At 69.9% G+C, this 12,677-nt stretch carries 11 protein-coding genes; 3 read left to right on the forward strand and 8 right to left on the reverse strand.

All coding sequences use genetic code 11. From position 1 onward, the window contains the following. Window positions 1-150: 150 nt before the first annotated feature. The 7 genes from FB561_RS06990 to paaN form a co-directional block, all read right to left on the reverse strand. A complete protein-coding gene (locus FB561_RS06990; RefSeq protein ID WP_145804233.1) occupies window positions 151-1,062 on the reverse strand; it encodes a carbohydrate ABC transporter permease in 912 nt (303 codons plus the stop codon). Continuing rightward, entirely contained in the window at window positions 1,059-1,958 is a 900-nt protein-coding gene (locus FB561_RS06995; protein WP_145804234.1) for a carbohydrate ABC transporter permease, read from the reverse strand. The genes FB561_RS06990 and FB561_RS06995 overlap by 4 nt, the downstream gene beginning before the upstream one ends. Window positions 1,959-1,997: 39 nt before the next feature. Further along, on the reverse strand, window positions 1,998-3,278 hold the full coding sequence (locus FB561_RS07000) for an ABC transporter substrate-binding protein (RefSeq protein WP_145804235.1): 1,281 nt from the start codon (window positions 3,276-3,278) through the stop codon (window positions 1,998-2,000). Between the two features lie 208 nt (window positions 3,279-3,486). Beyond that, the gene (locus tag FB561_RS07005) at window positions 3,487-4,518 is read right to left on the reverse strand and encodes a zinc-dependent alcohol dehydrogenase family protein (protein WP_145804236.1); all 1,032 of its coding nucleotides are present in this window, start codon (window positions 4,516-4,518) and stop codon (window positions 3,487-3,489) included. A gap of 655 nt (window positions 4,519-5,173) precedes the next feature. Next, complete coding sequence (locus FB561_RS07010) at window positions 5,174-5,692, reverse strand: flavin reductase family protein (protein WP_145804237.1); 519 nt, start codon at window positions 5,690-5,692, stop codon at window positions 5,174-5,176. Window positions 5,693-5,725: 33 nt separating this feature from the next. Beyond that, complete coding sequence (locus FB561_RS07015) at window positions 5,726-7,111, reverse strand: serine hydrolase domain-containing protein (RefSeq protein ID WP_145804238.1); 1,386 nt, start codon at window positions 7,109-7,111, stop codon at window positions 5,726-5,728. Between the two features lie 33 nt (window positions 7,112-7,144). Continuing rightward, window positions 7,145-8,821: a phenylacetic acid degradation protein PaaN gene (gene paaN / locus FB561_RS07020; RefSeq protein WP_145804239.1), complete on the reverse strand. Its 1,677-nt coding sequence runs from the start codon at window positions 8,819-8,821 to the stop codon at window positions 7,145-7,147. Between the two features lie 106 nt (window positions 8,822-8,927). On the opposite strand from paaN, the gene paaI reads away from it, so the two are divergent. The 3 genes from paaI to paaK are packed head-to-tail and all read left to right on the forward strand — an operon-like array spanning window position 8,928 to window position 11,885. Then, window positions 8,928-9,353, forward strand: a complete 426-nt coding sequence (paaI, locus tag FB561_RS07025; protein ID WP_145804240.1) for a hydroxyphenylacetyl-CoA thioesterase PaaI — start codon at window positions 8,928-8,930, stop codon at window positions 9,351-9,353. Next, a complete protein-coding gene (pcaF, locus tag FB561_RS07030; RefSeq protein ID WP_145804241.1) occupies window positions 9,350-10,555 on the forward strand; it encodes a 3-oxoadipyl-CoA thiolase in 1,206 nt (401 codons plus the stop codon). The genes paaI and pcaF overlap by 4 nt, the downstream gene beginning before the upstream one ends. Before the next feature lie 16 nt (window positions 10,556-10,571). Further along, on the forward strand, window positions 10,572-11,885 hold the full coding sequence (paaK, locus tag FB561_RS07035) for a phenylacetate--CoA ligase PaaK (RefSeq protein ID WP_145804243.1): 1,314 nt from the start codon (window positions 10,572-10,574) through the stop codon (window positions 11,883-11,885). Here paaK and FB561_RS07040 read toward each other — a convergent pair. Then, window positions 11,871-12,494, reverse strand: a complete 624-nt coding sequence (locus FB561_RS07040; protein WP_145804245.1) for a TetR/AcrR family transcriptional regulator — start codon at window positions 12,492-12,494, stop codon at window positions 11,871-11,873. The genes paaK and FB561_RS07040 overlap by 15 nt on opposite strands. Between the last annotated feature and the right edge of the window lie 183 nt (window positions 12,495-12,677).

Genomic DNA, 12,677 nt, shown 5'->3' on the forward strand with positions numbered 1-12,677 from the left:
CGCCCCCGTTTGATGGGTTAACCCCGCACGTGGTGGGTTGGCCCACCGAATTTCGGTGGGCCAACCCACCACCTCAGGGGTTAACCCATCAAACGCGCAACGGGGGCGGGGCGGGGTGGGCGGGGTGGGCGGGGGGGGCGGGTGGGGTGGTCAGCCTTTGAGGGCTCCGGCCATGAGGCCGCCGATGAACCAGCGGCCGAGCACGATGTAGACCAGGAGCGTCGGCAGCGAGGTGATCAGCGCCCCCGCCATGCTCGCCGCGTAGTCCACCTTCTGCCCACCGGCCAGCGCGGCCAGGCCGAGGGTGACCGGGCCGTTGTTCTGCTGGGTCAGGAACAGCGCGAACAGGAAGTCGTTCCAGACCGAGGTGAACTGCCAGATCAGCGTCACCACGAACCCGGAGATCGAGATCGGCAGGATGATCCGCAGATAGGTCTGGATCAGCCCGGCGCCGTCCACCCGGGCCGCCTCGATCACCTCGTGCGGGACGACCGTGGCGTAGTAGTTGCGGAAGATCAGCGTACAGATCGGGATGCCGTAGATGACGTGCGCGATGATCAGCGTCGGGACCCCGCGGGTCACGTCCAGCTCCTGGAATGTGGTCCGCAGCGGCAGCATCACCGCCTGGTACGGGATGAACATGCCGAACAGGATGAAGGCGAACACGATGTTCGCGCCCGGGAACCGCCAGCGGGCCAGCACGAACCCGTTCGCGGAGCCGATCAGCGACGAGATGATCGCGGCCGGGACCGCCAGCAGCAGCGAGCGGACCATGTACGGCTGCAGGACGTCCCACGCCTTCCGCCACGGCTCGATCGTCCAGGTCTCCGGCAGGTTCCACTGCGCGGCGGCGGTGGTGTCGCTGGCGGTCTTGAAGCTGCCGATCACCACGACGTAGACGGGGATCAGGACGAACAGCAGGAACAACAGCAGGAGCACGTACCGGACCGTACGGCTGACCCGGGTGGTGCCGTCGTTGCTCGCACCGCGGCGCGGTTTGCGGGAGATGGCGGCGGCGGCCTTGCCGGTCGCCGCGTCCGCCGGGACTTCGGCCGCGGTCATTTTTCGCTCTCCTGCCGGACGGTGTAGGCCACGTACGGGATGACGAGGACGGCGACGACGGCGAGCAGCACGATCGCGATCGCGGCCGCCTTGGCCATGTCACTGCGCAACAAGGTGTTCCACATGTAGATCGACGGCACCTCGGTACGGAACTGGTTCGGCCCGGTGATCGCGTAGATCAGGTCGAACAGCTTCAGCGACATGTGGCCGAGGATGATCAGCGCGGACAGCGCGATCGGCGACAGCTGCGGGAACAGCACGTGCCGGTACAGCTTGAACTCGCTGGCGCCGTCCACCCGGGCCGCCTCGCGCAGCTCCGGCGGGATGCCGCGGAAGCCGGCCAGGAACAGCGCCATGATGTAGCCGGACAACTGCCAGACCGCGGGCAGTGCGATGGCCGCCATCGTCGTCCATCTACTGCCCGCGGTCCACCAGGGATTCTCCAGGAAATTCAGGCCGACGATCGAGAACAACCGGTTCAGGCCGCGGGCTTCCTCGCCCTGGGACGGGTTCAGCAACCAGCCCCAGACGACACCGGAGGCAATCATCGAGATCGCCATCGGGAACAGGAAGATCGACCGGAACACGCCCTCGCCGGTGACGCCCTTCTCGAGCAGCAGCGCCCACAGCACGCCGAACACCAGCGTGCCCACGATGAACGACACCGTGAGCACGCCGAGGTTCTTCAGCGAGTTGAGGAACCGCTCCTCACCGAACAGGTTGACGTAGTTCTCGAGGCCTACGTACTCCGCCGGACCTTTCCGGGCCGTGTGCCGGTCGGTCAACGAGGTGTTGAACGTCCAGGCGATCAGCCCGTAGACGAAGTACCCGAGCAGCAGCACCGTGGGCAGCAGTACCAGCGCCCCCGGCCCCCAGGTACGGATTCTTCCGTGCATGGTTATCGGGCCTCCGAATCTCGGTCAGGCGGTCGGCGGTCAGTTCGGCTTGGCCGCGGCGGCCAGGGCCTGCTGGAACGTCTGCACGTTCTGACCGCTGCTGAACTGGCCGATCGCGGACAGGATGCTGTCGTTCTGGCCGAGCGTGCAGGCGGCACCGTGGGCGCAGGACGGGACGATCTTGTCCTTCTTCCAGTCGGCCATCGCGGCCTGCTGGTACTTCGGGTAGTCGGCCGGGACCGCGTCGGACCGGGCCGGGATCGAACCCTTCTTGGTGTTGAACGCCTTCTGGCCCTCGGCGCTGCCGACGACCTTCAGCCAGCACTTCGCGCCGTCCGGGTCCTTGCCGTTGGTCGGCAGCGTGAACGAGTCGGCCAGGTACTGGAAGTTGCCCGCCGTCCCCGGAGCCGGCCAGTACGTGTAAGCGCTGTCCGGCACCTTGTCGGACAACTGCTGCGCGGCGACCCAGTCACCCATCAGCGTGTAGCCGGCCTGGCCCTTGTTCACGTACTGCAGCGCGTCCGGCCAGTCGATCGCCTCGCGGTCGGCGTTGGTGAACGACAGCAGCTTCTTGTACTTCTCCAGTGCCGCGGTCACGTCGGCCCCGTTGAAGTCGGTCTCGCCCTTCCACAGGCCGGTGAACTTCTCCGGACCCAGCTCGGCCAGCAGCACGGCCTCCATCACCATCTCCTGGGCGAAACCCTTGGAGGTGGCCAGCGGCGCCTTCACCCCGGCGGCCTTCAGCTTCTCCAGGTCCGCGATCCACGCGTCCACACTGGCCGGCGCGGTGTTCGCGTCGATCCCGGCCTTCTTCAGCACGGCCGGGTTGGTCCAGACGACGTTCGCGCGGTGCACGTTCGCCGGGATCGAGTAGATCTTGCCGTCGACGGTCAGGTTGTCGATCAGGTTCTGCGGGAACGCCTTGTCCAGACCGAACTCGGTGTACAGCGAGCTGACGTCGTCGACCTGGCCGTTCTTGATGTAGTCGCCCAGCTCGGCCCCGGCGTGCGCCTGGAACGTCGACGGCGGGTTGCCGGCGGCCAGGTCGTTCGCGAGCACCTGCTTGGCGTTCGAGCCGGCGCCACCGGCGACGGCGGAGTTGACGAACTTGTAGTCCTTGCAGTCGGTGCCGAACACCGACACGAGCCCGTCCAGGCCGGCCTTCTCGCCACCGTCCGCCCACCAGGTGAAGACGGTGACATCCTTGCTGGCCGACGACGAGTCACCACTGCCACTGTCGTTGCTGTTTCCGCAGGCACTGACCGCGAGAAGACCTACGGCACCGATGGCCGCGAAGGTCTTGCTCCAACCACCACGCATGATTTCACTCTCCGATCGGGTAACGGAGCTGTCTGACAACGAATGCCCCCTTGACGGCCCAACTCTGGGCACGCCCGCGGGCGGGTGTCAACGCTCCGCGCAGGCGCGTTGCGCAGACGTGATGCCGTGCGCACGTCCGGTATGAGAGCGCACACATTCTGCTCCCGCAGGCCAGTTCGGCACTGGTCCGGTACCGTCGTCGGTGCTGTCAGGGACGCAGCAGCGTCTTGATCGCGCGTCGTTCGTGCATGGATTTGTAGCCGTCGGCCACATCCGCCAGCGGCAGTTCCTGGTCGAACACCAGGCCCGGTTCGATCGCGCCCGTCAGCACGTCCTTCATCAGCTCCGGCAGGTACGCCCGGGTCGGAGCGACTCCGCCGGCCAGGCCGATGTTGCGGCTGAACATGGTCCGGGCCGGGACCTCGACGCCGTGCGGGATCCCGACGAAGCCGACGGTCGCACCGGCCCGCGCGATCGCGAACGCGGTCCGGAACGACTGGTCGGTGCCGACACACTCCAGCACCGCGTCCGCGCCCACGCCGTCGGTGAGTTCGAGGATCGCGTCCCGGGCGGCGTCACCACGTTCGGCAACGATGTGCGTGGCACCGAAGTCGCGCGCAATCTTCTGACGGGGTTCGTGCCTGGACAGCGCGACGACCCGCTCGGCGCCCATCCGGACGGCCGCGAGGACGCCGCACAACCCGACCGCGCCGTCACCGACCACCACGACGGTGTCGCCCGCCCGGACCCGAGCGGACCGGGCCGCGTGCCACCCGGTCCCCATCACGTCGGACAGGGTCAGCAGGGACGGCACCAGTTCGTCGTCCGGTACCTCGGGCGTGGCGACCAGCGTGCCGTCGGCCCACGGGATTCGCGCGTACTCACCCTGGCCGCCGTCGTGCTGGCCACCGCCGATCCCGACGATGTTCTGGCAGACGGACTGGTACCCGGCCAGGCAGTTCGGGCAGGTGCCGTCGCTGGCCACGAACGGCACCACGACGAAGTCGCCCGGCCGGACCGTGCGGACGTCGGCACCGATCTCCTCGACCAGGCCGACCATCTCGTGGCCGATCCGGCTGCCCGGGGTGATCGCGTTCTCGCCGCGGTACGGCCACAGGTCGGAGCCGCAGATGCAGCCGGCGACGATCTTCACCACCGCGTCCGTCGGCTTCTCGATCACCGGGTCCGGGACCTCGCTGAGCCGGACGTCGAACGGGGCATGGATCGTCGCGGCACGCATGCTTCGGAGTGTAGAACCAGCGCACCGCGGCGCGTTCCGCGGCCACCCTGGTTGCCACTGGCAAGGAACTGACCCCCGCCGCTCCCGCACGCCCTGGCCCCGGACGCCCTGGCCCGCACGCCGCACCCCCGCGCGCCCCGGAACCAGCTCGCCGCACTTTGTGCGCGCGTCAGCCATCCCAGCCCCGCCCAGCCGACTGACCCACGCACAAGGTCAGAGCGACGTAGCCGGTACGCGCACAAGGCGCGGCACCAGCCCAGTCCGGCACGGCGTACGGCGCAATGCCCCACCTCACGCCGCCGCAGCGCCGCACTTTGTGCGCGCATCAGCCATCCCAGCCGCGGCCAGCCGACTGACCCGCGCACAAGGTCGGCGCGCCCCAACCAGTACGTACACAAACTGCGGACCGCTCCACCCCGGCACCGCCCGGCGGCAAAACCCCTTCCCTCACACCGCGCCGGGCCGCACTTTGTGCACGCAGCAGACGTCCCAGCCGCCCCCAGACAACTGACCCACGCACAAGGTCAGAGCGACGTAGCCGGTACGCGCACAAGGTGCGGCACCAGCCCAGCCCGGCACGGCGTACGGCGCAACGCCCCACCTCACGCCAGCACAGCGCCGGACTTGTGCGCGCGTCAGCCATCCCAACCAGGAACTAGACGGGGTAGTACCGGCCGCGGCGATGGGCGAGCGACGGCCGCTCCTCGGCGGTGAGCTCCACGTGCGCGATCTCGAGCTGGACCTGCAGGGACCAGCCGACCTCGGCCGGGTCCTCGGTGACCAGGCGGCAGCCGGCCCAGGTGGTGACGCCGACCGGCGCCGGGCCCCACTCGGTGTCGGTCCAGTCGGCCAGCTTGAACGGGCCACCGGGCGCCGGAGCCACGTACCCGAAGGCGTCGGCGAACTGGCGATGCCGGTCGTCGAGCAGGCTGACCACGGCGGTCTTTGCCTGGCGCAACGTTTCCCAGAGGTCCGAGTCCGGGTCGATCAACCCGACCACGGCCCCCGGTTCGCCATCGGCCACCAGGATCGACGACACGGTCAGCCCGGCCCGTTTCCCGGCGTACTGCGTGGTCCACAGGCTGACCGGGGACGGCAGCCGGCCACGGAACCGGCGGACCGGGCTCCGTTCGGACTCGGGCGGCAGGAACGGGTGGTCCCCGTGAATCGTCATGCGAGTCACGCTACCCGGCCGGTCGTCACCGGGTCAGTCGGTGACGCGGACCCGGTCCGGCAGGGTGAATCGGTCCAGCGGACGGCTGATCAGGCCACCGGCACCGCGGACGGTCTCCACCTGGCCGTCGGCGTCGAAGGTGTAACGGTACGTCTCGCCGTACGCGCCGTACCCGCTGCCACCGGTGACCCGCAGGACGTCGTCGCCGTCGGGCTCCAGCAGGACGGGCTCGGCGGTCGGATCGGAGCCGGCCGGGTCGAGGCCGTACAGACGGCCGCCGAGCAGGGCGACGTCGCTCACGCCCCACAGATTCGCGAACCGGCCGGTGAACCGGGCCAGGTCGCCCTCGCCGCGCTCCTTCGAGGTCGCGAGGTCGACCAGCTTGAGCAGGCCCTCGGTGAGCTGCGTGGCCGGGCCGTCGATCGCGTTGGTCAGCACGGCCACCACGATCCGGCGTTCCGGGTCGACCATCGAGCGGGTGATGTGGCCCGGGTACCCGCCGCCGTGACCGAAGACGTCGCGGTCGCCGACCTTGGTGATCTGCAGGCCGAGCCCGTACCGCGGGCCGGTCTCCTTGCCGGTCTGCCAGTGCGGGTGCTGCATCTGCCGCTTGGACGCGTCGGTGAGCAGCCGGTCGTCGCCGGGCAGATGGGCGGAGAAGTACCCGACCAGGTCTCGCGCGGTGCCGTAGAACCCGGTCGCCGCCGCGAGTGCGCGGGTGTCCACGTGGTCGATCCGGACCCGCTCGTCCGCGTACGCGTGCGCGCTGTACCCGGCCGCGTAGTCGGCGGCGCGGTCTGGCTCGTACTCGGGACCGAGGTCGGTCAGGCCCAGCTTGCCGACGATGGCGGACCGGACGTGCTCGTTGTACGTGGTGCCGGTGGCGGCCTCGATCACCAGGCCGAGCAGGCCGTACCCGATGTTCGAGTACTTGAAGCGCTCGTTCTCGACCAGCACGGCCGAGGTGTCCCGGCGGAGCACGTCGAGCAGCTGGTCCCGGTCCGGGAACGGCCGGTCGAGCTGCCAGAAGTCGGCCTCCAGGCTGTCCCGGGTCACGCCGCCGCCGTGGCTGAGGAGGTCCCGCAGGGTGAGCTCGCCCAGCGGGCCGCCGACCAGCTCCGTGACGTGCATGCCGGCCTTGTCGTCGAGCCGCAGCTTGCCCTGCTCGACCAGCTGCAGCACGGCCGTCGCGGTGAACGTCTTCGAGTGCGACGCGATCCGGAACAGGTGGTGCTCGGTCAGCGCGGCCTCACCCGCGACATCGGCCCGCCCGTACGCCGCCGAGAACGCAACCTGGTCCCCCGCGTACACCGCGGCCTGCACCCCGGGAATCCGCTGGTACCGCTGGTAGAACCCCAGCCAGCTGTCGTAGTACGCGAGCACTTCGCTCAGAGTCTGCGGATTCGGCGCGTCGGTCACGGGTGTACTCCCTGGACGGTGGGAATGGACACCTCAGACTACGTGTCGGCGGGACTGGATCACCCTGAATCGAGAGGCCACGTAAGCACCGTCGGTGTACGTGGCGTTGGAGGCCGGGTTGGCGCCGGTGCCGTGGAAGTCGCTGAAGGCGGCGGACTGATTGACGAAGACCTGGCCGGTGAGGTTCTCCGACAGGGCGACGCCGACGTCGAGGGCCGCGTCCCGGGCCTGGTCGAGCACGTCCGCGCTGGTCGAGTACACCCCGGCCGTCATCGCGCCACCCTCGGCCACGGTCCGGCGGAACAGGTCGAGCGACTCGGCCGTGTCCGCGGTCCGGATCAGGAACGACACCGGGCCGAAGCACTCCCGCCCGAAGACCTCTTCGTCCTTGGCGTCCAGGGCGACCACCAACGGTGTCCGGACCACCGCGTCCTCGTACTGCGGGTGCTTGACCGCGCGCGACGCCAGCACGACGTCGCCGTACTCGGGGGCCAGTTCGAGCCGGCTGATCACGGCCGGGTTGACGATGCCGCCGAGCAGCTCGACCGCGCGGGCGTCGTCGCCGGTGAGCTTGCCGATCGAGGCCGCGATCCCGGCCCCGACCTCGTCGAACGACTTGTGCCCCTCGTCGGTCTCGATCCCGCCGGCCGGGACGAAGATGTTCTGCGTCGTGGTGCACATCTGGCCGGAGTACAGCGACAGGGTGAAGCCGAGGTTGTTGCAGAGCGCCTTGAACGAGTCGGTGGAGTCGACCACGACCGCGTTCACGCCGGCCTTCTCGGTGAACACCTCCGCCTGCGTCGCGTGCTGCTCCAGCCATTCGCCGAACTCGCTGCCGCCGGTGAAGTCGATCACCTTCACCTCGGGGCGTTCGGCCAGCGGCTTGGCCAGGCCGTCGCCGGGCCGCTCGGCGGCCAGGGTGACCAGGTTCGGGTCGAGACCGGCCTCGGCGAGCACCTCGCGGCACACCTCGACCGTCATCGCCAGCGGCAGGACGGCGAGCGGGTGCGGCTTGACCACGACCGCGTTGCCGGTGACCAGCGACGCGAACAGGCCAGGCCAGGAGTTCCAGGTCGGGAAGGTGTTGCAGCCGATCACCAGGGCCACGCCACGGCCGACGACGGTGAAGTTCTTCGTCATCCGGATCGGGTCGCCCTTGGCCGGCTTCTCCCAGGTCGCCTCCGCCGGGTACCGGCTCATCTCCTCGTACGCGTACGCGACCGCCTCGAGCGCGCGGTCGAGGGCGTGCGCCCCGCCGGCCTGGAACGCCATCACGAACGCCTGGCCGCTGGTGTGCTGGACCGCGTTCGCCAACTCGAAGACCCGCTGGTGCAGCCGGTCGAGAATCTCCAGGGCGACCCCGACGCGGCCGTCCGGCCCGGCGTTGCGCCAGCCGGTCAGGCCCTGCTGCGCGGCCGCGAGCAGCTCGTCGAGCCCGCTCTCGGTGGTCCGCGGGTACTGCACGTTGAGCTCGAGCCCGTACGGCGACTGCTCGCTGCTGACCGTGCCGTTGGCGCCCGGCGTCTCGACCGGGTACGTCGTGCCGAGGTGCGCCTCGAACGCGGTCTTGCCGTCCGCGGCGGCGGTCTCGCCGTACACCCGCGGACTGGGCGACTCGGGGAACGCGGAGTAGTAGCCCCGGGTCCGGATCGCTGCCAGGGCGCCGTCGAGGCGCTCGCGGTGGGCGGCAAGCCAGTCGGTCGATGTCATGGGTGCGCTCCAAGCTCGGGTCGACAACAGAGCTGATGTTACAGTCATTGACCAGATCGGGGATAGAGTGTCACAACCAGTCAGTCCCAACTTCCCGGGTGGACGCATGGGTGATGAACTGGCGGCCCGGGTGGCCGCCGCGATGTGGGCCGACGACACCGCCAGCGCCGGCCTCGGGATGCGCCTGGTCGAGGTGACCGAGGGCAGCGCGCGACTGGAGATGACGGTGCGCGACGACATGGTCAACGGGCACGGCATCGCGCATGGTGGATTCGTGTTCACCCTGGCCGACTCCGCGTTCGCGTTCGCCTGCAACTCGCGCAACCAGGTCACCGTCGCGCAGGCGTGCGACATCGTCTTCGTCGCCCCGGCGCAGCGCGGCGACCGGCTGATCGCCGAGGCCCGGGAGCGCACCGCGTTCGGCCGAAACGGCATCTACGACGTGACGGTCCGCCGTGGCGACGAGGTGATCGCCGAGTTCCGCGGCCGCAGCCGGCAGCTGTCCGGCACCGTCGTCAAGGAGGAGTCATGACCCGCGTCGCCTATCTGGTCGACGGCATCCGCACCCCGATCGGCCGGTACGGCGGCGCCCTCGCCGCGGTCCGTCCGGACGATCTCGCGGCCCACGCACTGTCCGCCTTGCTCGCCCGGCACCCCGAGCTGGATCCGGCGACGATCGACGACGTGGTGCTGGGCTGCGCCAACCAGGCCGGCGAGGACAACCGCAACGTGGCCAGGATGGCGGCGCTGCTGGCCGGGCTGCCCGCCACGGTGCCCGGCTCGACGATCAACCGGCTCTGCGGCTCCGGCCTGGACGCGGTCGCCTCGGCCGCCCGGTCCATCGTTGCCGGTGACCACGAGATCGTGCTGGCCGGTGGTGTCGAGTCGATGTCGCGCGCGCCCTTCGTGATGCCCAAGGCAACCACTGCGTACGACCGGACGGCCGAGGTGTTCGACACCACGATCGGCTGGCGGTTCGTGAACCCGGTACTGAAGCGGCAGTACGGGATCGACTCGATGCCCGAGACCGCGGAGAACGTCGCCGCCGACTTCGGCATCGCCCGCGCGGACCAGGACCTGTTCGCCCTGCGCAGCCAGCAACGTGCGGCCAAGGCGATCGCGAACGGGCGGCTGGCCGAGGAGATCGCGCCGGTGTCCGTCCCCGGCAAGCGCTGTGCCGTCACGGTCGTCGAGGTGGACGAGCATCCCCGGGAGACCTCGCTGGAGGCGCTCGCCGGACTGCGGACGCCGTTCCGCGATCCCGGGACCGTCACCGCGGGCAACGCGTCCGGTGTCAACGACGGTGCCGCCGCGCTGCTGGTGATGAGCGGCGAGGCGGTCGAGCGCCTCGGGGTGACCCCGCTGGCTCGCGTGGTCGGGACGGCCGCGGCCGGCGTACCGCCCCGGATCATGGGGATCGGCCCGGCCCCGGCGACGCGCAAGCTGCTGGACCGGACCGGGGTGGCCCTGACCGACGTCGGCGTGGTCGAGCTGAACGAGGCGTTCGCCTCCCAGTCCCTCGCCGTCCTGCGTGACCTCGGCCTCCCCGACGACGCCGACCACGTCAACCCGAACGGCGGCGCCATCGCCCTCGGCCACCCGCTGGGGATGTCCGGCGCCCGTCTCACCCTCACCGCCGCCCTCGAGCTTCGCCACCGCGACGCCGGGTATGCGCTCACCACCATGTGCATCGGCGTGGGCCAGGGCATCGCGACCCTGCTGGCCCGCCCCTGAGTCCCCGGAGGTCTCGATGACCGACCGCTTCCTCGGTGAACCCTGTCCGCCCGACCTGCAGGACGCCGGTGAACGGCTGTCCGTCGACGAGCTACGAGCGCGGCAACTCGAGCGGCTGCGGACGACCGTGCGCACGGCGTACGAGAACGTGCCGCACTACCGGAAGGCGCTGGACGCCGTCGGCTTCGTGCCGGACGACCTGAGGGAGCTGTCGGACCTGGGCCGGTTGCCGTTCACGACCAAGCACGACCTGCGGGAGAACTACCCGTTCGGCATGTTCGCGGTGCCCCGGGAGCAGGTCGTCCGCGTGCACGCCTCCTCCGGTACGACGGGGCGGCCGACCGTGGTCGGGTACACCCGCGGCGACATCGACCGCTGGGCCGACCTGATCGCCCGGTCGATCCGCGCGGCCGGTGGACGGGCCGGCGACGTGTGCCACGTGGCGTACGGGTACGGGCTGTTCACGGGTGGGCTCGGCGCGCACTACGGGGCCGAGCGGCTCGGGTGCACGGTGGTTCCGGTGTCCGGCGGGATGACCGAGCGGCAGGTCGACCTGATCCGGGACTTCGGCGCGAACATCGTGATGGTGACGCCGTCGTACTTCCTGTCCATCCTCGACGAGATGGACGCCCGCGGCCTGGATCCGCGGGACACCGCGCTCCGGGTCGGGATCTTCGGCGCCGAACCGTGGACCGAGCAGATGCGGACCGAGGTCGAGGGCCGGACCGGGATGCACGCGGTCGACATCTACGGGCTGTCCGAGGTGATGGGGCCGGGTGTCGCGCAGGAGTGCGTCGAGAGCAAGGACGGCCTGCACATCTGGGAGGACCACTTCTACCCGGAGATCATCGACCCGGTCACCGGCGACGTACTGCCCGACGGTTCCGAGGGTGAGCTGGTGTTCACCACGCTCACGAAGGAGGCGTTCCCGGTGCTGCGGTACCGGACCCGCGACCTGACCAGGTTGCTGCCCGGGACCGCGCGGCCGGGGATGCGCCGGATGGAGAAGATCACCGGCCGGACCGACGACATGATGATCGTCCGTGGCGTCAACGTCTTCCCCACCCAGATCGAGGAACAGCTCCTGCTGATCGAGGGCCTGACCCCGCACTACCTGTGCGTGCTGACCCGTCCGGACCGGCTCGACGAGCTGACCGTCCAGGTCGAGGCGGCGCCCGGACTGACCGATCACCAGAGCCCGGCCGCCGAACTCTCGCACCGGATCAAGACCCACATCGGGATCAGCGCGAAGGTCGAGGTGCTGCCGCCGCACGCCCTGGAACGCTCACTGGGCAAGGCGAAACGCATCAGCGATCTACGGCGCCGCTAGCAGTCTGGGAAGAGTCTGGACGACCGAGTCGCGCAGGTTGTCCAGCGCAGCCGGGTCCGCGGCCAGATGACGGAGCAGGGCCTGCTGGAAGAGCCCGTCGAGCAACCCGTACGCCGTGGCCGGGGTGACCGCGAGCGGCCGGCCGGCGAGGTCGGCGTACGTACTGGCGATCCGCCAGATCATCTGCTCGAGGGACCTGTCGATCTCCAGCACGTCGGCGCGGAACGCCTCCTCGAACAACGCCTGGTTGCGCAGGTCGTACCAGAGCCGGTGCATCGTGGCGTCGTCGCGACAGGTCCCGGTGAGCGCCTCGGCGAAGTCCTGACGGAGCGGCTCGGCGGCCGCCGCCGTCGCCACGATCTGGTCGTACCTGGTGACGCACTCGGCCTTGTACTGCTGGACGCAGTACGTGATCAGGTCGACCTTGTCGCGGAAGTAGTAGTGCAGCACGCCGTGGGAGAAGTCCGAGTTCTGCGCGATCTCCCGCAGGCTGGTCCGGGCGTACCCGAGCTCGGACAGGGTGCGCAGTGCGGACGTCGCCAGCTGCGCCCGGCGCTCGGCGAACTTGTCCACCGGCCGGCGCGGGTTCCGGTCCGACACGTCGGTCATGGGGCGCTGCCTCCTGGCGGCAGTGTAACGCCGGATCTTGTTGTCTTGACAGGTGTCCAGAAAAGTCTTGACGACCGTCCAGAAGTCGGAAACGCTGGTGCCATCGCCCGGTCGCCGCCTCACCGGCGACCGCGGCGTCAACGTGATTCCGTTGCTCCCGGCAAGGGCTGGGTGCAGCGGGCG

Origin of the sequence: Kribbella amoyensis, assembly GCF_007828865.1 — a bacterium.
GTDB classification, from domain to species: domain Bacteria; phylum Actinomycetota; class Actinomycetes; order Propionibacteriales; family Kribbellaceae; genus Kribbella; species Kribbella amoyensis.